Source organism: Microbacterium sp. EYE_78 (assembly GCF_023149035.1).
Taxonomy (GTDB): domain Bacteria; phylum Actinomycetota; class Actinomycetes; order Actinomycetales; family Microbacteriaceae; genus Microbacterium.
In genome coordinates this window covers 549,129-568,371 of sequence record NZ_JAHXMY010000002.1, presented here as the reverse complement: position 1 = coordinate 568,371, position 19,243 = coordinate 549,129, and the positions used below count along the sequence as shown (strand labels likewise).

At 70.4% G+C, this 19,243-nt stretch carries 19 protein-coding genes; 9 read left to right on the top strand and 10 right to left on the bottom strand.

Annotated elements, in window-relative coordinates:
• Positions 1-21: 21 nt before the first annotated feature.
• Positions 22-402, bottom strand: coding sequence for a hypothetical protein (locus KZX17_RS09845; protein ID WP_248172630.1), 381 nt, complete (start codon positions 400-402; stop codon positions 22-24).
• 115 nt (positions 403-517) lie between these two features.
• Here KZX17_RS09845 and KZX17_RS09840 point away from each other — a divergent pair, with 115 nt between their 5' ends.
• Positions 518-1,642: a methyltransferase gene (locus tag KZX17_RS09840; protein WP_248172628.1), complete on the top strand. Its 1,125-nt coding sequence runs from the start codon at positions 518-520 to the stop codon at positions 1,640-1,642.
• 1 nt (position 1,643) lies between these two features.
• Here KZX17_RS09840 and KZX17_RS09835 read toward each other — a convergent pair whose 3' ends face one another.
• The 3 genes from KZX17_RS09835 to KZX17_RS09825 are packed head-to-tail and all read right to left on the bottom strand — an operon-like array spanning position 1,644 to position 2,976.
• Positions 1,644-2,102, bottom strand: coding sequence for a DUF3817 domain-containing protein (locus tag KZX17_RS09835; RefSeq protein WP_248172626.1), 459 nt, complete (start codon positions 2,100-2,102; stop codon positions 1,644-1,646).
• A gap of 35 nt (positions 2,103-2,137) precedes the next feature.
• Positions 2,138-2,554: a hypothetical protein gene (locus KZX17_RS09830; RefSeq protein ID WP_248172623.1), complete on the bottom strand. Its 417-nt coding sequence runs from the start codon at positions 2,552-2,554 to the stop codon at positions 2,138-2,140.
• On the bottom strand, positions 2,551-2,976 hold the full coding sequence (locus KZX17_RS09825) for a helix-turn-helix domain-containing protein (RefSeq protein ID WP_248172621.1): 426 nt from the start codon (positions 2,974-2,976) through the stop codon (positions 2,551-2,553). The genes KZX17_RS09830 and KZX17_RS09825 overlap by 4 nt, the downstream gene beginning before the upstream one ends.
• Before the next feature lie 146 nt (positions 2,977-3,122).
• Between KZX17_RS09825 and KZX17_RS09820 the strand changes: the two genes are divergently transcribed.
• The 4 genes from KZX17_RS09820 (at position 3,123) to KZX17_RS09805 (ending at position 8,322) form a co-directional block, all read left to right on the top strand.
• Positions 3,123-4,394, top strand: a complete 1,272-nt coding sequence (locus tag KZX17_RS09820) for a hypothetical protein (RefSeq protein WP_248172618.1) — start codon at positions 3,123-3,125, stop codon at positions 4,392-4,394.
• Positions 4,394-4,873 carry a hypothetical protein gene (locus KZX17_RS09815; protein WP_248172615.1) on the top strand — a complete coding sequence of 160 codons (480 nt, stop codon included), beginning with the start codon at positions 4,394-4,396 and terminating at the stop codon, positions 4,871-4,873. Before KZX17_RS09820 ends, KZX17_RS09815 begins: the two co-directional genes overlap by 1 nt.
• Positions 4,870-6,942: a GMC family oxidoreductase gene (locus KZX17_RS09810; protein WP_248172613.1), complete on the top strand. Its 2,073-nt coding sequence runs from the start codon at positions 4,870-4,872 to the stop codon at positions 6,940-6,942. Before KZX17_RS09815 ends, KZX17_RS09810 begins: the two co-directional genes overlap by 4 nt.
• 84 nt (positions 6,943-7,026) lie before the next feature.
• Complete coding sequence (locus KZX17_RS09805; RefSeq protein WP_248172611.1) at positions 7,027-8,322, top strand: alpha-amylase family glycosyl hydrolase; 1,296 nt, start codon at positions 7,027-7,029, stop codon at positions 8,320-8,322.
• A 16-nt stretch (positions 8,323-8,338) separates the two neighbouring features.
• On the opposite strand, the gene KZX17_RS09800 is transcribed toward KZX17_RS09805, so the two are convergent.
• The 5 genes from KZX17_RS09800 to nrdH all read right to left on the bottom strand — a co-directional run bounded on the left by KZX17_RS09800 (position 8,339) and on the right by nrdH (position 13,761).
• Positions 8,339-9,796 carry a YdiU family protein gene (locus KZX17_RS09800; RefSeq protein ID WP_248172610.1) on the bottom strand — a complete coding sequence of 486 codons (1,458 nt, stop codon included), beginning with the start codon at positions 9,794-9,796 and terminating at the stop codon, positions 8,339-8,341.
• Positions 9,797-9,942: 146 nt separating this feature from the next.
• Positions 9,943-10,920 carry a class 1b ribonucleoside-diphosphate reductase subunit beta gene (gene nrdF, locus KZX17_RS09795; RefSeq protein WP_248172608.1) on the bottom strand — a complete coding sequence of 326 codons (978 nt, stop codon included), beginning with the start codon at positions 10,918-10,920 and terminating at the stop codon, positions 9,943-9,945.
• Between the two features lie 28 nt (positions 10,921-10,948).
• Positions 10,949-13,081 carry a class 1b ribonucleoside-diphosphate reductase subunit alpha gene (gene nrdE / locus KZX17_RS09790; protein ID WP_248174787.1) on the bottom strand — a complete coding sequence of 711 codons (2,133 nt, stop codon included), beginning with the start codon at positions 13,079-13,081 and terminating at the stop codon, positions 10,949-10,951.
• A 5-nt stretch (positions 13,082-13,086) separates the two neighbouring features.
• Positions 13,087-13,524, bottom strand: coding sequence for a class Ib ribonucleoside-diphosphate reductase assembly flavoprotein NrdI (gene nrdI, locus KZX17_RS09785; RefSeq protein WP_248172605.1), 438 nt, complete (start codon positions 13,522-13,524; stop codon positions 13,087-13,089).
• A 3-nt stretch (positions 13,525-13,527) separates the two neighbouring features.
• Positions 13,528-13,761 carry a glutaredoxin-like protein NrdH gene (nrdH, locus tag KZX17_RS09780; RefSeq protein ID WP_248172602.1) on the bottom strand — a complete coding sequence of 78 codons (234 nt, stop codon included), beginning with the start codon at positions 13,759-13,761 and terminating at the stop codon, positions 13,528-13,530.
• A gap of 456 nt (positions 13,762-14,217) precedes the next feature.
• On the opposite strand from nrdH, the gene KZX17_RS09775 reads away from it, so the two are divergent.
• Positions 14,218-15,423: an MFS transporter gene (locus KZX17_RS09775; protein ID WP_248172599.1), complete on the top strand. Its 1,206-nt coding sequence runs from the start codon at positions 14,218-14,220 to the stop codon at positions 15,421-15,423.
• A 45-nt stretch (positions 15,424-15,468) separates the two neighbouring features.
• On the opposite strand, the gene KZX17_RS09770 is transcribed toward KZX17_RS09775, so the two are convergent.
• Complete coding sequence (locus KZX17_RS09770; protein WP_248172596.1) at positions 15,469-15,873, bottom strand: pilus assembly protein CpaE; 405 nt, start codon at positions 15,871-15,873, stop codon at positions 15,469-15,471.
• Between the two features lie 52 nt (positions 15,874-15,925).
• Between KZX17_RS09770 and KZX17_RS09765 the strand changes: the two genes are divergently transcribed.
• The 3 genes from KZX17_RS09765 to KZX17_RS09755 are packed head-to-tail and all read left to right on the top strand — an operon-like array spanning position 15,926 to position 19,166.
• Entirely contained in the window at positions 15,926-16,699 is a 774-nt protein-coding gene (locus KZX17_RS09765) for an alpha/beta fold hydrolase (protein ID WP_248172593.1), read from the top strand.
• Positions 16,696-17,853 (top strand): acyl-CoA dehydrogenase family protein, encoded by a 1,158-nt coding sequence (locus KZX17_RS09760; RefSeq protein WP_248172590.1) that lies wholly within the window; start codon positions 16,696-16,698, stop codon positions 17,851-17,853. Before KZX17_RS09765 ends, KZX17_RS09760 begins: the two co-directional genes overlap by 4 nt.
• A gap of 41 nt (positions 17,854-17,894) precedes the next feature.
• On the top strand, positions 17,895-19,166 hold the full coding sequence (locus tag KZX17_RS09755; RefSeq protein ID WP_248172587.1) for a DUF445 domain-containing protein: 1,272 nt from the start codon (positions 17,895-17,897) through the stop codon (positions 19,164-19,166).
• Positions 19,167-19,243: the final 77 nt, after the last annotated feature.

Sequence of the window (19,243 nt, the reverse complement as noted above, 5' to 3'; positions counted from 1 at the left end):
CCCCTCCTCCCGCGTCGACCCCTACTCTCGCGTCGACCACAGCGCCCAGGCGACGAGCACCGGCTGGAACAGCAGCCGGCCCCACCTGGCCTTCGCGCTGTCGAGGCCGAAACCGTCCTTCTCGCCGAGCGCCTGTCCGATGTTGCCGGGGAAGATGGCGATGAAGAAGGCGGCGAGGATGACCCCCACCCTGCGCCGTTCCTCGGGCAGCGCGACGAGCGCGGCACCCAGCATCATCTCGACCGCACCGGATGCGACCACGACCCCGTCCTTGTCGATCGGCAGGACGTCCGTCACGAGGTCGGGCACCTGCGCCTGAAACTCCTTGCGCGCCCAGAAGAGGTGGCTGAGTCCTGCGAACACCATGGCACCGGCGAGGGTCCAGCGAGCGAGTGTCTTCATGGCCCGAGTATGCCCGCGTCGCGCCCGGCGCAGTCCGGTCTTGACAGCAGGGCAGCCCGGCCGTGACAGCACACCGCACCCCGGCATGACGAGCGGGCTCGCCTACGCTGGACGGGTGCGCAGCCCCTTCCCGTTCGACCGGCTCTCGCGCCGGCCCGACGTCGAAGGTCTCGGCCTCGTGGCGTCGGATGCCGCGGACAGGCTCATCCTCGACGAGTCGGCCGCCGTCCGTGCGTGTGCACCGGACGGTTCGGTCGTCGTCCTCGGCGACGCGTACGGCGCGTTGACCCTCGCGGCGGCCTTCGACGGCGCCCGGGGGGTCCGGGTCCACCAGGACGCCCTGGCAGGTGAGCGGGCCATCGCCGCCAACGCGTCGGCACTGGGCCTCGCCGAGGCGATCGACGTCGTCGCGCTCGACTCCGCAGCCGTCCGCGGGGCGCACGTCGTGCTCCTTCGACTCCCCCGGTCCCTCGACGCGCTGCGCGACGTCGCGGCCCTCATCGCCGCGCACGCATCGCCCGACGTCGTCGTGGTCGCGGGTGGCCGACTGAAGCACATGACGACGGCGATGAACGACGTCCTCCGCGAGTCCTTCGCGAGGCTCGACGTCTCGCTCGCGCGGCAGAAATCGCGCGTCCTCATCGCCCGAGAACCCCATGACGGCCACGACCTCGCGCCCGCTGCGGGCAGCGAGGACGGCCTCGAGATCCGCGCCTTCGGCGGAGCGTTCGCGGGTGCCCGACTCGATGTCGGCACCCGTCTGCTGCTGGCACACCTCCCCGCCTCGCCCGCGGGCGGTACCCCGGACGATCCCTACATCGACTTCGCCTGCGGGACCGGTGTCGTCGCCGCCCACCTCGCCCTGCGGCATCCGGAGGCGAGCGTCCACGCGTCCGATCAATCGGCGGCAGCGGTGGCGTCGGCGCGCGCGACCGCCGCGGCGAACGGCGTCTCCGACCGTGTGGACGTGGTCCGCGACGATCTGCTCGCGGGGCGGGCGACGGCATCCGCGTCGTTCATCGCCCTGAACCCGCCGTTCCACAGCGGAGCCGCGGTCACCGACCGGCTGGCCCCGCGTCTGTTCGCCGATGCCGCTCGGGTGTTGCGCCCCGGCGGCGAGCTGTGGTGCGTCTGGAACTCGGGGATGCGCTATCGCGCCGACCTCGAGCGGCTCGTCGGCGCCACGCGCCAGGTCGCCCGGAACGCGAAGTTCACCGTCACCGTCTCGACGCGGCGCTGAGTCACCGCCCGGGCGGTCCGACGATCAACAGGACGACGTAGAGGGCCACCACGGCGACCACGATGAGTGCGACCAGGAGGGTCGCGTGCCGCAGGAACCACCGGAGAAGGCGATCGATCGGCCGCCGGTCCCGCGGGTCCGCCGTCTCCTCCCGTCGCCACTCCCCCTCGAGTCGGCCGGAGCGGCGCAGCCAGATCTCGGTCGGCAGGGTCGCATACGGGATGACCGCCGAGCCGACGGCGAGCACGGAAGCCCCGAGTCCCCACCGGTTGTTCAGCGCGACCAGCAGCGCCGTCGCGCCGTAGGAGAGGAAGACGAAGCCGTGGATGCCGCCGCCGACGGTGACCGCGAGGGCCGGACCGCCGACGGCGCGGACGATGATGCCGCCGATGAGCAGCGTCCAGGAGAAGACCTCGGCGACGGCGAGGATGCGGAAGATCGAAGCGGGGGTGCGGAACACGCCTTCAACCTAACTGAAGGATGCTGTGCGTGGGCTCAACGGCGCGTCGACCAGATCGCCCACGCGACCAGCACCGGCTGGAGGAAGAGCCTGGCGAATCGCTTGGCGTCGGAATCCATCCCGGGGACGTCGCGGCGCGTGCGCCAATGGTGGATGTTGCCGGGGAACACTGCGACGAACAGCGCCGCCACCGCCGCGCCCACGCGGCGTCGCTCGCGCGGCAGCGCGACCAAGGCCGCACCCAACGCCGCCTCGACGACTCCGGACACGACCACGATCGTGTCCTTATCGGTCCGCAGCAGCCGGGTCGCCCACTCCGGCACCGCGATGCGGAACCCCCGGCGCAGCACGGTGAGATGGCCGACGCCCGCGGCGACCAGCAGGAGCGCGAGCGCCCACCGCGCGACCGCGCGCACGGGCGCACCCCGGTCGGGCGTCCGGCGCGCGGTCATTCGATCACGCCGGCGCGGATGCCGTCGAGCGAGTCCGCGACGCGCGGGAGCGCCCTCGACAGCGCCTCGTCCAACCGCTCGAGCCGATCCTGCGCATCTCGGAGCACCTGCGCACCGCGCGCCGTGACGCTGAGATCGCTCGCCGCGCCGGCCTGCGCGGTGGCGTCGGCGACCAGGCCGTCGTCGACCAGAGCGTGCACCGCGGCATGCGCGGATTGGACCGTGATGCGGGAGCGACGGGCGAGTTCCGAGAACGAGATCCCGGGCTCCGCCCCGATGTGCCCCAGGAGGCCGAATTTGCGGGTGGAGATGCCCAGGTCGCGCAGCTCGGCGGCGAGCTGCGCCTCCCATGAGGCCGACACGGCGAGCAGCGCGATGACAGGACTGAAACGCGGGGCCTCGTCTGCGGGGGTATCTGCCACGGCAGAAGTCTATGAGGGCCGCCCGCGCGGGGTCAGCAGCGACGTCGCCCAATTTCGGCTCACCGTTCGAGAGAAGGATGGCAAGAGATGAAGGACTTCTCATCCGCGAAACGTTCCGGCTCCCGGGACCCTCTATTATCGGCGGTATGATGCGCGCGATCGCCCATCCGACCGCAGCGCTGGCCGCCGCGGTGATGGCGTTCGCCCTGATGGATGCTGCGCCCCTCGCCGCGCAGGCGTCGATCACCCCGGGGCCCGCCCGAGTCTCGGCGGTGGCGGCCGCCGCGCCCATCGCGCTCGACGACATCGCCGCGCTCTCCGCCACCGATCTGCGTTCCCTCGAGGGCGACGCGGGCGGCGCGCTCCGGTCCCTGGCGGACGACACCTCACCGGCGGAAGCGGCGCGATGGTGGGCCGACACCGACGTCGCCGCGCGCGGCGCGCTGATCGACGAGGTCCCCGACCTCATCGGCCGCCTCGACGGTATCGACGCCGCCGATCGGGTCGCGGCGAACCGGATCGGCGCGCGCGACCGGCTGCGACGGATCGACCGGCGGCTCGCCGCCCTGGCCGAGAGCGACCCGGCGTCCGACCCGGCCGCGCACAGCGCCGAGCGAGACGCCCTCCATCTCGAGCGCGACTACCTCTCCCGCGTCGCGCGCGGGCTCGTCCAGCTCTACCTGTACGCCCCGGATCGTGGCGCGCTCGTCGAGATGGCCGGCGACCCGTCGGCGGCCACCAGCATCCTCTTCGTCGTCCCCGGGACCAACGCCAGCCTCGCCAGCTTCATGGTCGACGACCCGGTCACCTCGTTCGCGGACTGGCAGGTGGCGAATGCGGATGCCGCGGCCCCGGTCCTCGCGTTCACGGTGCTCGCGGCGCCCATGCCGCAGATCTCGATGAATCTCGCCGGCGGCCCGCAGAACAACACCATCGCCACAGCCGCGGGTGCCGACTACGCTCGCATCGTGAGGGGAATCGATGTCGCCTTCCCGGGCCTTCCGACGCTGAGCTACGAGCACAGCGCCGGCTCTGCGGTCGGCAGCGCGGCGGAGATGGACGGGGCGCGATTCGACGCCCGGTTCCTGGCCGCGGGCGTCGGCGCGACCGACGGCTACACCCCGATCGCGGGGACGTCGTACTACGCTGCGCAGGCGAAAGAGGATGTGAACCGGTACTACGCCGGGTTCCAGGTGGGCGACATCGGGTACGGCATCGGGCCGGAGGAGTTCCCCGGCATCACGATCGTCGATCCCGGGTTCCGCGAGCCAGCAGGAGGGGGCACGGTCACCGCGATGCTCGCGCAGGGACTCGACCTGCACAATCGGCTCTTCAGCGGCGACGGCACAGCGAACGGCACGGTCTTGAAGGACGTGCGGCTCCTCCTGGCCTCGCTCGCGCACGAGAGCAGCGGCTGATGCGGACGCGGTTCGGCGCGGCAACGATGCTCGTCGGAACCCTCCTCGCCACCACAGGATGCGCCCCCGCAACGGGTCCGTCCTACGCGGACGTCCGCGCGCAGGCGGAGGCGGCGGTGGCGGAGATCGTGGCGGCCCTCCCCGACGGCGCCGAGTTCACCCCAGACGGCGACGCGCGGTCGACGCCATGCGACTCGGAGGTCGCGCCGGTCGACGGCCCCGAGGGCACGGCGTTCGCGACCGTGCACGGCCGGGCGTCCCTCCCGCGGGACGTCGGACCCGCCACGGCGGTCGAGGACCTGCCCGCATCGCTCGGCGACGGTTGGGCGCTCGAGCCCGTCGGCATCGAGGTCGACCTCGCCGCAGTGCGACTCAGTCAGGCGCGGACGGGCGTGTCGGTCGATGTGACGGAGACCTCCCTCGAGGGCTCCCCCGGGCTCGACATCCTCGCGGTGTCGGAGTGCGGGCGAGCGGAGTGAGCGAGCCGCGAGCGTCCGACCACGCGCGTGTGCCCGGCTCGCCGGTGCGCCTGGATGTCGGTCGCCTGACGGCGCTCGTCGATCGTGTCATCCCCGCGGACGAGTTCCCGTCGGCGTCCGAGTCGGGCGGCGTCGGGTTCATCCTGTCCCTGCTGGAGGAGCGACCGGACTGGACGGTCCGCGTCGCGGAGGTCCTCGATCGCGAGGACGCGAGCGAGCACTGGGATTGGTTCGCTGAGACGGTCGCGGCGGGCTACTACGCCGATCCCGGCAACGGCGGCAACCTGGGAGCGGCGTCGTGGTCGATGGTGGGCTGGCGACCCTGGCCTGTCGGCGCGGGGACCGCGCCCATCGCGCCGGGGATGTCACCCGCCGTGGCGAGCCCTGATCACCTCGCCGCCCGCTACGACGCGATCGTCGTGGGTTCGGGCGCAGGCGGCGGTGTCGCAGCCTGCGGACTGACCGAATCGGGTCGGCGCGTGCTCGTGGTCGAGGCGGGCGCTTGGCCGTCGACGCCCGAGCTGAGCCGGGACCACCTGCGCAATCCCCGCTCGGACTGGGGGCTGCTCCCCCGCTCCGGCCCCACGGACGCGCGCGACGTGCGCGTCGTCGACGAGGGCGGGCGCAGGCTGACGCTCCGACCGACCGATGGCGCGTGGAGCAACAACGCGATGACCGTCGGCGGCGGGACGCGCGTGTACGGAGCGCAGGCCTGGCGGTTCGCTCCCCGCGACTTCCGGATGGCCTCCACGTACGGCGTCCCCGACGGCTCCGCGCTTGCGGACTGGCCGATCTCGTACGACGATCTCGCGCCGTACTACGAGCGCGCGGAGTGGGAGGTCGGGGTGAGCGGGGGCGACGACGGGACGTGGGCGGGCCCGCGTCGACGTCCTCTGCCGATGCCGCCGTTGCCCGCGGGGGCGACGCGCCGGCGCCTGGCCGATGCGGCATCCGCTCTCGGCTTCTCGACCGTGCCGGTGCCCCTCCTCATCAACTCGCGGCCCCACCTCGGCCGCGCCGCGTGCGTCCAGTGCGCGCAGTGCGTGGGCTTCGCCTGCCCCGTCGACGCTAAGGCGGGCTCGCAGAACACGATGCTGACCCGCGCGTTCGCGACCGGTCTCGTCGAGATCGTCCTCGAGACGCGGGCCGCGGCGATCCGCACCGACGCCGCAGGCAGGGTCGTCGGTCTGACGCTCGTCGGCACCCACGAGGGGCGGCCGTGGCGGCGGGACGTCGACGCGGACGAGATCGTCGTCGCGGCGGGGGCCGTCGAGTCGGCGCGGCTGCTGCTGAACAGTCGGTCGGACCGCGAACCCAACGGCCTGGGGAACAACGCGGATCAGGTCGGGCGTCATCTGCAGGGCCACGTCTACGGCGGCGCGATGGGCGTCTTCGACGACATCGTGGAAAACCTCGTGGGCCCCGGCCCCTCCATCGCGACCACCGATTTCCGCCATGGCGACGGGGACGTGATCGGCGGTGGGATCATCGCGAACGAGTTCGTCGCCACCCCTTCGAACACGTACCGCTACCTGGTCGGGTGCGGCTTCATCCCGCGGGCGGGCATCGAGAGCAAAGAGGGGATGCGGCGGCTCGTCCGGCGGAGCCTGCGACTGATGGGTCCTATCCAGGAGGTCACCTCGGCCGACTCACGGGTCCGCGTCGATGAGGGCGTCCGGGATCCCTGGGGCATCCCGGTGGCGCGGTTGAGCGGCGGCGTCCACCCCGAGGACCTGCGCGCGCGGGACGCCACCAGCCGGACGAGCGCGGCGTGGTTGCGTGCGGCGGGTGCGACCGACGTGTTCGCCTTCCACCACCCCCAGCGCGGCCCGTCGGCGGGACAGCACCAGGCGGGGACGCTGCGGATGGGGTCCGACCCCGCGTCATCCGTCGTCGACGAGTTCGGCCGCGTCTGGGGACACGACAACCTCCGAGTCATGGACGGGTCGGTGCACACCACCAACGGCGGCGTCAATCCGGTGCTGACGATCTTCGCGACCGCGATGCGGAGTGTGGAGCACATGACGGGGTCCTGGCGGGAACCTGCCGAGACCTCGTCGCGCTCGTGAGAAACGCCCCTGCGAGTCAAGGGCACCGCGGCATCCTGCGCGGACTGCTTGACTGCCGTGGTGAGGACCTGGGACGAGACAGTCATGTGGTGGCACGTGTACCCGTTGGGGTTCACGGGCGCCCCGATCCGGCCGGAGGCCGAGACGACGACGGTGACGCACCGCCTGCCGCAGATCGAGGGATGGCTCGACCACCTCGTCGGTCTCGGCCTGAACGGTCTGCTCCTCGGCCCCGTCTTCGCGTCCGAGACGCACGGGTACGACACCGTCGACCATTTCCGCATCGACCCGCGACTCGGTGATGACGCCGACATCGACGCGTTGCTCTCGGCAGCGCGGGCGCGCGGCATCCGCGTCCTGTTCGACGGCGTCTTCAACCACGTCGGACGTGCCCACCCGGCGTTCCGCGCCCTCGAGGAGCAGGGCCCGTCGGCACCGACCGCATCGCTCTTCCGTGCCCGGTGGGAGGGATGGACGCCCGGAGCCCGCGTCGACGCCGACGTGTTCGAAGGCCACGACGCGCTGGTCGCCCTGGATCACTCCTCCCCCGCCGCCGAGGACCTGGTCGCCCGGGTGATGACGTACTGGTTGGACCGAGGCATCGACGGCTGGCGACTGGATGCCGCCTATGCCGTCCCATCGTCGTTCTGGGCGCGCGTGCTCCCCCGCGTCCGCAGCGCCCACCCCGACGCGTGGTTCGTCGGCGAGGTGATCCACGGCGACGCGGCGCGGATCGTGAGCGAGGCGACGGTGGATTCCCTGACCCAATACGAGCTGTGGCAGGGCATCTGGCACGCGATTGCCGACCGGAACCTGTTCGAGCTCGAGCACGCCATCGTGCGGCACAACGACCTGTTGTCCGTGTTCGCGCCGCAGACCTTCGTCGGCAACCACGACGTGACGCGGATCGCGACGGCGATCGGGGCGGACCTCGTGCCGCACGCCCTCGCCGTGCTGTTCACCGTGGCGGGAGTCCCCTCGGTCTATGCCGGGGACGAGTACGGCTACGAGGGCGTCAAGGAGGACCGCGTCGGCGGCGACGACGCCGTTCGGCCGGCGTTCCCCGCGACTCCCCCGAGCGCTGCGTCGCTGTCGGGCGCTGCGAGCGGCATCCTCAGCGCGCACCAGCAGCTGATCGCCCTCCGCCGGCAGCACCCTTGGCTGCACCGGGCGCACACCGATGTCATCCACCGTGACAACACGTCGATCGTGCTGCGGACGGCGACGTCCGACGCTGCCGTCCTCACCGCGCTGAACATCGCCGACGAGGCGATCGAGGTGCCGGTGGCGGATGCCGCGCATCTCGCCGTCGGTGATGCGGAACACCGTGGGGCCACGGCGGTCCTTCCCGCACGGGGCTTCGCCGTCTTCACCGGTTGACGACGGGGTCGTCGCGTCAGGTGCCGCAGAACGTGGTGTACGCGCCGCCGCCCGCGGGGGCGTCCGCGTAGCGCTCGAGCCCGGGCCGCGCGACATACGGATCGGTCACCGCGTCGAGCAGTCCGTGGAGGGGTGCGATGTCGCCGGCTTCGGCCGCCGTCAGCGCCTCTTCGACGAGGGCGTTGCGTGGGATGTAGACGGGGTTCGTGCGCTCGATCAGCGCGGCATCCGGCGCCAGGTCCCGCCACCGCGCGACCCACGGGGCGAGGGCGAGGGAATCGACGACGGTCGGAGGGCGGAACTCGCCCCGGGCCACCGCCGCCAACGCCCGGAAGGACGAGGTGTAGTCCGCCTGCTGCGCTTCGAGCAGTCCCAGGAACCCGGATGCCACCGCCGAGACCGTCGCAGCGTCGACCGACGCCGGGAGGCCGAGCTTCGCGCGCATCCCCTCACGCCAGGTCGCCTGATAGCGCTCCGTGTACTCCGCGGTGAGCACGAGCTCGGCCGCTTCGATCGCGCGCGTGCTGTCGGCGTCGATCAGGGGCAGCAGCGCCTCTGCCAGACGCGCGAGGTTCCACTGGCCGATGCCCGGCTGGTTGCCGAACGCGTAGCGGCCGCCGCGGTCGATCGAGCTGAACGACGTCGACGGATCGAAGACGTCCAGGAACGCGCACGGGCCGTAATCGATCGCCTCCCCCGAGATGGTCATGTTGTCGGTGTTCATGACACCGTGGACGAACCCGACCAGCACCCAGCGCGCGATGAGCTCGGCCTGCGCGGCCGTGACCGCCTGCAGCAGTGCGAGCGCGGGGTTCTCGGCGTCGGCCGCCTCAGGATGGTGGCGGCGGATGGCGACGTCCGCGAGGCGCCCGACCAGCTGCGGGTCGTCTGAGAGCCGCGCATAGGTGAAGCTGCCGACGCGCAGGTGGCTCCGCGCGACGCGCGTCAGGACGGCCCCCGGGAGCGGCTCGTCGCGCTGGACGGTGCGCCCGGTGGCGACGACGGCGAGCGAGCGCGTCGTGGGGATGCCGAGCGCGTGCATCGCTTCGCTGATGACGTATTCGCGGAGCATGGGCCCGACAGCGGCGAATCCGTCGCCGGCGCGGGCGAAGGGCGTGGGCCCGGACCCCTTCAGATGGATGTCGCGGAGCTCACCCTGCGGGGTCGTCACCTCGCCGAGGAGCAGCGCACGGCCGTCCCCGAGGCGCGGGGACAGCCCGCCGAACTGGTGCCCCGCGTATGCCTGCGCGACGGGGACGGCCCCCTCGGGCAGCGCCGCGCCGGTGAGGAAGCCGAGCCCGGCCTCGGTGCGGAGGAAGTCGGGGTCGATGCCGAGCTCCCGCGCCAGGGGGTCGTTGCGCACGAGGATCCGTGCGTCGGGGAACCGCTCCGCCTGCCACGGCACCGCGAGCTCGGGCAGATCGTGCGCGAACCGGGCGTGCAGGCGGACTCCTGTCCGTGTGGGAGCGCTCATGGTCCCAGGCTAGGAGCCGTGCACCCACCCGAGGGCCGCGCACCGACCTCCGGCGTCATGCGGAGCGGCCCGATCGTCTGGGACGACGAAGCCCCCGGCACGGTGCTCGCAATGAGCAGCCGATCCGGGGGCGTCGCGTCAGACGCTCAGAAGTCCCAGTCGTCGTCCTCGGTGGCGACGGCCTTGCCGATGACGTACGACGAGCCCGACCCGCTGAAGAAGTCGTGGTTCTCGTCGGCGTTGGGCGACAGGGCCGACAGGATCGCGGGGTTCACGTTGGTGACCGTCGCCGGGAACATGGCCTCGTAGCCGAGGTTCATGAGCGCCTTGTTGGCGTTGTAGTGCAGGAACTTCTTGACGTCCTCGGTCTGGCCGATGCCGTCGTAGAGGTCCTGCGTGTACTGGATCTCGTTGTCGTAGAGCTCGTAGAGCAGCGAGAACGTGTAGTCCTTCAGCTCGTCGCGCTCGGCCTGACCGAGGGTCTCGAGCCCGCGCTGGAACTTGTAACCGATGTAGTAGCCGTGCACGGCCTCATCACGGATGATGAGGCGGATGATGTCGGCCGTGTTCGTCAGCTTCGCCTTCGACGACCAGTACAGCGGCAGGTAGAACCCGGAGTAGAAGAGGAACGACTCGAGCAGGGTCGAGGCGACCTTGCGCTTGAGGGGCTCGTCGCCACGGTAGTAGTCCATGACGATGCGGGCCTTCTTCTGAAGGTTCTCGTTCTCGATCGACCAGCGGAACGCGTCGTCGATCTCGGGCGTCGAGGCGAGCGTCGAGAAGATCGACGAGTAGCTCTTCGCGTGCACCGACTCCATGAACGCGATGTTCGTGTAGACGGCCTCCTCGTGCGGGGTGATCGCATCGGGGATGAGCGAGACGGCGCCGACGGTGCCCTGGATGGTGTCCAGGAGCGTCAGGCCGGTGAACACGCGCATCGTCGTCTGCTGCTCCTCGGGGGTGAGCGTCGCCCACGACTGGATGTCGTTGGACAGCGGCACCTTCTCGGGCAGCCAGAAGTTGTTGACGAGGCGGTTCCACACCTCGAGGTCCTTGTCGTCCTGGATGCGGTTCCAGTTGATCGCCTGGACCGAGCCGAGGAGCTTCAGCGGTTCGGGGGTCATTGTCGTTTCTCTCTCGAATCTCGGCCGGTCAGAGCATGCAGGAGACGCACTCGGTCATGTCGGTGCCCTCGAGCGCCATCTGACGGAGACGGATGTAGTAGATCGTCTTGATGCCCTTGCGCCAGGCGTAGATCTGGGCCTTGTTGATGTCGCGCGTGGTGGCGGTGTCCTTGAAGAACAGCGTCAGCGACAGGCCCTGGTCGACGTGCTGCGTGGCGGCGGCGTACGTGTCGATGACCTTCTCGTAGCCGATCTCGTACGCGTCCTCGTAGTACTCGAGGTTGTCGTTCGACATGAACGGCGCCGGGTAGTAGACGCGGCCGATCTTGCCTTCCTTGCGGATCTCGATCTTCGAGGCGATCGGGTGGATCGAGCTCGTCGAGTTGTTGATGTACGAGATCGAGCCGGTCGGCGGGACCGCCTGCAGGTTCTGGTTGTAGATGCCGTACTGCTGGATGGATGCCTTCAGCTCGAGCCAGTCCTGCTGCGTCGGGATGTGGATGCCCTCGAAGAGCTCCTCGACGCGGGCCGTCGCCGGCTTCCACTCCTGCTCGGTGTACTTGTCGAAGAACTCGCCGCTGGCGTAGGTCGAGTCCCAGAAGCCGTCGAAGACCTGACCGCGCTCGATGGCGATCGTGTTCGAGGCCTGCAGCGCGTGGAACAGCACGGTGTAGAAGTAGATGTTCGTGAAGTCGACACCCTCCTCCGAGCCGTAGTGGACGTGCTCGCGGGCGAGGTAGCCGTGCAGGTTCATCTGACCGAGGCCGATGGCGTGCGACTTGTCGTTGCCGTCCTCGATCGAGCGGACCGAGCGGATGTGGCTCTGGTCGCTGACGGCGCTGAGGGCGCGGATGCTGGTCTCCACCGTGCCGGCGAGGTTGCGGCCGTCCATCGCGAGCGCGATGTTCATCGAGCCCAGGTTGCAGGAGATGTCCTTGCCGATCTGGCTGTAGGAAAGGTCCTCGTTGTACGTGGTCGGCGTGTTGACCTGGAGGATCTCCGAGCACAGGTTCGACATGTTGATCCGGCCCTTGATGGGGTTCGCCCGGTTCACCGTGTCCTCGAACATGATGTACGGGTAGCCCGACTCGAACTGGATCTCGGCGAGGGTCTGGAAGAACTCGCGGGCGTTGATCTTGGTCTTCTTGATGCGCGCGTCGTCGACCATCTCGCGGTACTTCTCGGTGACCGAGATGTCACCGAAGGGCACGCCGTAGACCTTCTCGACGTCGTAGGGCGAGAAGAGGTACATGTCCTCGTCGTTGCGCGCGAGCTCGAAGGTGATGTCGGGCACGACGACACCCAGCGACAGCGTCTTGATGCGGATCTTCTCGTCCGCGTTCTCGCGCTTGGTGTCGAGGAACTTCATGATGTCGGGGTGGTGGGCCGAGAGGTAGACGGCACCTGCGCCCTGACGCGCACCCAGCTGGTTGGCGTAGCTGAAGCTGTCTTCGAGCAGCTTCATGACGGGGATGATGCCCGAGGACTGGTTCTCGATCTGCTTGATGGGCGCGCCCGCCTCGCGGATGTTCGAGAGCAGCAGGGCGACGCCGCCGCCGCGCTTGGACAGCTGCAGCGCGGAGTTGATGCCGCGGGCGATCGACTCCATGTTGTCCTCGATGCGCAGCAGGAAGCAAGACACGAGCTCGCCGCGCTGCGCCTTGCCGGCGTTGAGGAAGGTGGGGGTGGCGGGCTGGAAGCGGCCCGAGAGGATCTCGTCGACGAGCTTGTTCGCGAGGTCCTGGTCGCCGGCGGCGAGGGCGAGGGCGGTCATGACGACGCGGTCCTCGAAGCGTTCGAGGTAGCGCTTGCCGTCGAACGTCTTCAGCGTGTAGCTCGTGTAGTACTTGAACGCACCGAGGAAGGTGTCGAAGCGGAACTTCTTCGCGTACGCGCGGTCGTTGAGCTGCTGGATGAACTCGAAGGGGTACGCCTCGATGACGGCGCCCTCGTAGTACTCCTTCTCGACCAGGTAGTCGAGCTTCTCCTTCAGGGAGTGGAAGAAGACCGTGTTCTGGTTCACGTGCTGCAGGAAGTACTCCCGTGCGGCGCGCTTGTCGGCGTCGAACTGGATCTTCCCGTCCGCGCCGTACAGGTTGAGCATCGCGTTCAGGGCGTGGTAGTCCATGCCCTCGAAGCGAGCCTCGGTCTTGAAGGCCATGTCGGTCACTGCAGCTTCCACCAGTCTTCCAATCCGCCGCTCACGCGGTCGACGTCCTCGGGCGTGCCGAATACTTCGAGCCGATACAAGTGCGGCACATGACACTTGCGGCTGATGATGTCGCCGGCGAGGCAGAACGCCTCGCCGAAATTGCTGTTGCCGGCGGAGATGACTCCGCGCAGCAGGCTCCGGTTGCCCTCGTCGTTGAGGAAGCGGATGACCTGCTTGGGGACCGCGCCCTTCTCCTCCCCCTTGCCCTGGCCGCCCCCGTAGGTGGGGGTGACCAGGACGAACGGCTCATCGATGCGGAGAGCCGGTTCGGTGGAGTGGAGCGGGATGCGACGAGCCGGCATCCCGAGCTTCTCGATGAATCGCGCCGTGTTGCCCGATACGCTCGAGAAGTAGACGAGCAGCGGCACGTTCGTCATGACGGCCGCGCTCATCGGTCAGACCAGGCGCGAGGCGAGCTCGTCGATCTTGTCGGGACGGAAGCCCGACCAGTGGTCCTCGTCGGTGACGACGACCGGCGCCTGCAGGTAGCCGAGCGACTTGACGTGCTCGAGCGCCGCCGGGTCCTCGGAGAGGTCGAGGACCTCGTATTCGATGCCCTTGGAGTCCAACGCGCGGTACGTCGCGTTGCACTGCACGCAGGACGGCTTCGTGTACACAGTGATCGCCATCTGTCGACCCTCTCCTTGTCCGTTGCACCCGTGCCCGCACGGGGTCGTTCTCGTCGTGAAATCCGTCTGCGGGATCCGGCGGTCCTCCGCCCGGATCACCGGTTCCGAGGGGTGGGAGCCCGCCGGGAGCTCAATACTACATATGGGTACCGACACCGGGAAGCACCACAAGGGGTAGTAGTTACATCCGTGTAGTTTTTCCGCATCCCTCCACAGGTACAACACAACTTGTCCACTGATTCATCCCCAATCAGGCGGTCCCGATCGGGGTTCGAAAAGGCCAGGATTCCGGCCCATTCGTCGCGGCGGCGACCTCGTTCTCCACAGGTCGGACGCTATGCCGGGCCACCGACATCGGATCGCGGGGAAATCGGTGCGTCGGGCGTGTCGCGGCGTGTCGCGGTCCGGCCACGGGGCGGCATCCGGAGCGTCCGCCGCCCGCAGTACGGTGGAGGGGTGGCGGGATACTCGGAGCTCCTGCGCGCACCGGGGGTCGCGCGCATCATCGCGGCACAGTTGACGGCGCGGTTCCCCAGCGGCATGACGAGCCTGGCGGTCCTGCTGCACGTCGAGCAGTCGACGGGGTCGTACGGCGCCGCCGGCATCGTGCTCGCGGCCGTCTCGATCGGCCAGGCGATCTCGGGCCCGGTCACCAGCCGCTGGATGGGGATCTGGGGGATGCGGCGCGTCCTCACCCTGACCGCCGCCGTGTGCGCCGCGGCCGTGTTCGCCCTCGCGGTGAACCCGTTCGGCATGGCCGGCTTCATCGTCTTCGGCTTCATCGCCGGCATCGCCAATCCCCCGGTGCAGCCGGCGGTGCGCACGATCTACCCGAAGATCGTCACCTCGCGGCAGCTGACGCCCCTGTTCTCGCTCGACGCGAGCCTGCAGGAGATCATCTGGATCTTCGCGCCGGTCGTCATCACCCTCGTCGCGACGCAGATCGGCACCGTCCCCGCGCTCTTCCTCATCGTCGTCATCCTCATCGGCGGATGCGCGTGGTTCATCGCCTCCCCCGAGGTCGGCAGGGTCCGCATCCCGCGCAGCCGCCGCGGATTCGGGCGCGTGCTCGGCAAGCCGGTCGTCCTGCTGTCGACGGTGACCGGCTTCCTCCTGATCGGCGCCTGCGCCGCGGTCGAGGCCGGCGTCGTCGCGACGTTCGGCCACGACGGACTCGAGGCCGGCATCGTCCTCGCCGTCTTCGCCGTCGGCAGCCTCGCCGGCGGGCTCGGCTTCGGGCACATCCCCATCGGACGGTGGGCGATGGCGCGGCGTCTGGCGATCGTCACCGTCGGCGTCAGCCTCGTCGTGATCAGCCTCAACGCGTGGTGGATGGGGGCGTCCCTCTTCATCGCGGGCCTCGGCATCGCCCCGGCCCTCGCGGTGATGTTCGCCATCACGAGCGCGAGCGTCCGCTTCAGCGAGACGGCAGAGGCCTACGGCTGGATCGGCACCGGTCAGCTCATCGGCGCGGCGGCGGGCTCCGCGGTCGCGGGGTTCCTCATCGACGGCACGGGTCCGGTGGGCGCCTTCGTCGCGGCGTCGGGCTTCGCGCTGGCGGGGACGCTCGTCGCCGCGGTGTTCGTCCGCGGCTTCCCCGACCTGCGCGGCCGGGACGCGAGCCCGATCCCCGACACCGAACCGGTGCCGCTGGTCACCTGACCGGGCGGATCACCCCGACCGAGCCGATCACCCTGACCAAGCCGATCACTGGGCGCGGCGCAGGAGGAACAGCACCGCCTGCCCGTAGGCGTCGGACGGCTCGGGATGCCGGAACCGGTGCGGCGCGGCATCCACCTCGATCTCGACCTCGTGGATGTCGGGCAGCCGCCGCAGCGACCGGAAGGCGCCACGAAGCATCTCGCGCAGCTGCGCCTCGGACGGCAGCCACAGCGCGTCCTCGAGCGCGACGGAATCCAGCGCCCACTCGGTGGTCCCGTTGAAGGCGAGCAGGTCGCCGGTCGGGTAGCTGCGCGCCTCGACGGTCATCTCGCTGACGGTGTAGACGTCGGCCTCGAACTCGGGTTCGTCGAGCTGGAAGCGATCACCGGAGCGGGGGCGCCAGAGCAGGCCGCTCGCGCGCAGCTCGCGTGCCAGGTCGGTGGAGATCATCACCCCATCCTGGCGCGGCTGTGCGGGGTGGGGCCCGTCCTAGGCTGAGAGCATGCCGTCACCCGTCACCCTCCCCCGGCTGAGCTGGGGCGACCCGCGCGCCGAACATCACGCCCTCCTCGTCCACGGGCTCGGGTCGAGCGGCGCGCTCATGTGGCGCTACGCCGTCGCCCTGGCGGACGCCGGCTGGCGGGTGGATGCCGTGGACCTCCGGGGCCATGGCGCCGCGCCCCGCACCCTCGACTACGGCATCGACGCCTACGCCGCCGACCTCCGTCACACCGGCCCGTCGGACGACGAGCCGTGGGACCTCGTCCTCGGCCATTCCCTCGGCGGCGCGGCGGCCACGGTGGCGAGCGCTGACACCCCGGCGTGGACCCGGCACCTCGTGCTCGTCGACCCCGCCATCCACCTCGCCGACGCCGATCGCGACGTCGTCCGGGCCAGTCAGGAGCAGGCGTTCGCCGACACCTCCGCCACCGCGGTCCGCGCGGCGCACCCCGACTGGCTCGATCTCGACGTCGAGCTGAAGGCGGTCGCCGCCGCCCAGGCCAGCCGGTACGCGGTGGAGCAGACGAGCGAGCAGAACACCCCCTGGGACGTGCGCGACGCGGCATCCCGCCTGTCCGTTCCGACCCACGTGATCGGCGGCGATCCCGCGGTCTACTCCATCTTCACGGGGGGCCTCGCCGAAGAGGTGCGGCGGAACCCGGTCGTCACGATGTCGGTCGTCCCGGGCACAGGGCACTCGCCGCATCGGGATGATCCGGATGCCGCCGCCGCGGCACTCCTTCACACGCTCACCACCTGGGGGCTGCCGTCATGACCTTCGATCCCGGCGCCCATCTGCCGGACGACCTGCTCGAGCGCATCCGCTCGCGCGCCGCCGCCGTCGATGCCGCGAACGTCTTCCCCGAGGAGGACCTCGCCGACCTCCGCGCCGCCGGCTACCTCGCGATCCTCGTTCCCGCCGGGCTCGGCGGCGCGGGACTGGGCCTGCGCGAGGCATCCGTCCTGCAGCAGCGGCTCGCGGGCGCCGCCCCCGCAACCGCGCTCGCGATCAACATGCACCTCGTCTGGACGGGCGTCGCGAAGGTGATGGCGGACCGCGGCGACGACGCGCTCCGCTTCGTGCAGGAGGGCGCCGCGGCCGGCGAGGTCTTCGCATTCGGCATCAGCGAAGCGGGCAACGACCTCGTGCTGTTCGGCAGCGACACGGATGCCGCGCCCCGGCCGGGCGGCTCGTACGCCTTCACGGGCACCAAGATCTTCACGTCGCTCGCACCGGTGTGGACGCACCTGGGGCTCCACGGCCTCGACACATCCGATCCGGACGACCCGCGACTGGTGTTCGCGTTCGTCCCCCGGAGCGACGCCGTCGTGACCCGCGACGACTGGGACACCCTCGGCATGCGCGGAACGCAGTCCCGGACGACCGAGCTGCACGGCGCCGTCGCCCCGGCGGACCGGATCGTCCGCCGCCTGCCGGTGGGTCCGAGCCCCGACCCGCTCGTCTTCGGGATCTTCAGCGCCTTCGAGATCCTGCTGGCCTCCGTCTACACGGGGATCGCCCGCCGCGCGCTCGACCTGGCAGTGGAGACCGCCCGCTCGCGCACCTCGAAGAAGACGGGCCGCACCTACAGTCAGGATCCCGACATCCGGTGGCGCGTGGCCGACATGGCCCTCGCGTACGACGCCCTGCCGGTGCAGGTCGAGACCCTCGCAGCCGACGTCGACGGGCTCGTCGACCACGGTGCGATGTGGTTCCCGAAGCTGTCCGCGATCAAGCACCACGCGGTCACGGCGGCGAAGCAGGTCGTCGACGAGGCGATGCTCGTGGCGGGCGGCTCCTCGTTCTTCACCCGGAACGAGCTCAGCCGGCTCTACCGCGACGTCCTCGCCGGCATGTTCCACCCCTCCGATCCCGAGTCGGTCCACAGCGCGCTCGCGAACGCCTGGTTGGGTCCGATCGAGCCGTGAGTCTCCCCGGTGCCTGAGAGGCGCCGTGGCAGGATGGCCGAATGGCCCGCATCCCGTACGACTCGCTGAGCGCCGCCGACCAGCAGCGCTCCCGCGGGCTCCGCACCATGAAGGCCGTCGCGCTCGGTGCCCTCGTCTTCATGGCGATCGTCTTCGTCATCGCCTTCATCCTCGAGAAGGACATCTCGGGCTGGGGGTACGTGCGCGCCGCCGCCGAGGGCGGCATGGTCGGTGCGCTCGCGGACTGGTTCGCGGTGACGGCGCTGTTCCGGCATCCGCTCGGCATCAAGATCCCCCACACGGCGATCATCCCGAGGCGCAAGGACGAGATCGGGCGCACACTCGGCGAATTCGTCGAGACGAACTTCCTCGAGGGCGGTGTCGTCCGCCAGAAGCTCGAGTCGACGAACATCGCCCGCACCGCAGGCACCTGGCTGCAGGACCCCGCGCATGCGAAGACCGTGGCGGCGGAGGCCTCGACGATGGCCACCGGCATCCTCACCGCCCTCAGCGACGACGAGGTGCAGGACCTCATCAGCGACCTCGCGCACGAGCACCTGCTGTCGCCGTCCTGGGGTCCCTCGCTCGGCACCTGGCTGTCGCGGGTGGTGGATGCCGACGCCCACCGCGGCGCGGTCGACCTGGGCGTCGACAGCATCGCCCGCTGGCTCGACGCGAACCGCGAGGCCTTCGACGGACTCGTCTCGCGGCGTCTGCCGTCGTGGGTGCCGTCGGTCGCCATGCGCCTCGTCGACGACACCGTCTACCACGAGGCCACGAAGTTCGTCGCGGCCGTGCAGCGCGACCCCGACCACCCGGCCCGGAAGGCGCTCGACCAGTACCTCGAACGCCTCGCCGACAACCTGCAGCACGACCCCGAGACCATCGGCCGGCTCGAGGGTGCGAAGAGCGCCGTCTTCGACAGCCCGCGCGTGCGCGCCCTCGCCGCCGACGCCTGGAACACCGCGAAGGCCGGGCTTCTGCGCTCGCTCGCCGACGAGGACAGTCCGCTGCGTCGGCGCGTCACCGCCGCCCTCGGCGACCTGGGCGACCGCCTGGCGAGCGACACGGCGCTGCAGCAGCGCGTCGACAAGCGCATCGCCGACGCCGCCGTCTTCCTCGTCGACCGCTACCGACACGACATCGCCTCGATCATCACCGACACCGTCGAGCGTTGGGACGCCGATGAGACGAGCCAGAAGATCGAGCTGCAGGTCGGCCGCGACCTGCAGTACATCCGCCTGAACGGCACGATCGTCGGCGCCCTCGCGGGACTCGCGATCTTCACCGTCGCCCACCTGCTGCTGCCCTGACCATGGCGCTCTCGACCGACCCTCCCCTCTCCGCAGACCCACTCTGGCCCCGCGCCGGCGACTGGCCCGCACCCGAC

Bases quoted from the DNA above. Each gene is read 5' to 3' on its own strand.
- KZX17_RS09845 (WP_248172630.1), bottom strand. From the start codon at position 402: ATGAAGACACTCGCTCGCTGGACCCTCGCCGGTGCCATGGTGTTCGCA.
- KZX17_RS09830 (WP_248172623.1), bottom strand. From the start codon at position 2,554: ATGACCGCGCGCCGGACGCCCGACCGGGGTGCGCCCGTGCGCGCGGTC.
- KZX17_RS09820 (WP_248172618.1), top strand. From the start codon at position 3,123: ATGATGCGCGCGATCGCCCATCCGACCGCAGCGCTGGCCGCCGCGGTG.
- KZX17_RS09815 (WP_248172615.1), top strand. From the start codon at position 4,394: ATGCGGACGCGGTTCGGCGCGGCAACGATGCTCGTCGGAACCCTCCTC.
- KZX17_RS09805 (WP_248172611.1), top strand. From the start codon at position 7,027: ATGTGGTGGCACGTGTACCCGTTGGGGTTCACGGGCGCCCCGATCCGG.
- KZX17_RS09800 (WP_248172610.1), bottom strand. From the start codon at position 9,796: ATGAGCGCTCCCACACGGACAGGAGTCCGCCTGCACGCCCGGTTCGCG.
- nrdF (WP_248172608.1), bottom strand. From the start codon at position 10,920: ATGACCCCCGAACCGCTGAAGCTCCTCGGCTCGGTCCAGGCGATCAAC.
- nrdE (WP_248174787.1), bottom strand. From the start codon at position 13,081: ATGGCCTTCAAGACCGAGGCTCGCTTCGAGGGCATGGACTACCACGCC.
- nrdI (WP_248172605.1), bottom strand. From the start codon at position 13,524: ATGAGCGCGGCCGTCATGACGAACGTGCCGCTGCTCGTCTACTTCTCG.
- nrdH (WP_248172602.1), bottom strand. From the start codon at position 13,761: ATGGCGATCACTGTGTACACGAAGCCGTCCTGCGTGCAGTGCAACGCG.
- KZX17_RS09770 (WP_248172596.1), bottom strand. From the start codon at position 15,873: ATGATCTCCACCGACCTGGCACGCGAGCTGCGCGCGAGCGGCCTGCTC.
- KZX17_RS09765 (WP_248172593.1), top strand. From the start codon at position 15,926: ATGCCGTCACCCGTCACCCTCCCCCGGCTGAGCTGGGGCGACCCGCGC.
- KZX17_RS09760 (WP_248172590.1), top strand. From the start codon at position 16,696: ATGACCTTCGATCCCGGCGCCCATCTGCCGGACGACCTGCTCGAGCGC.
- KZX17_RS09755 (WP_248172587.1), top strand. From the start codon at position 17,895: ATGGCCCGCATCCCGTACGACTCGCTGAGCGCCGCCGACCAGCAGCGC.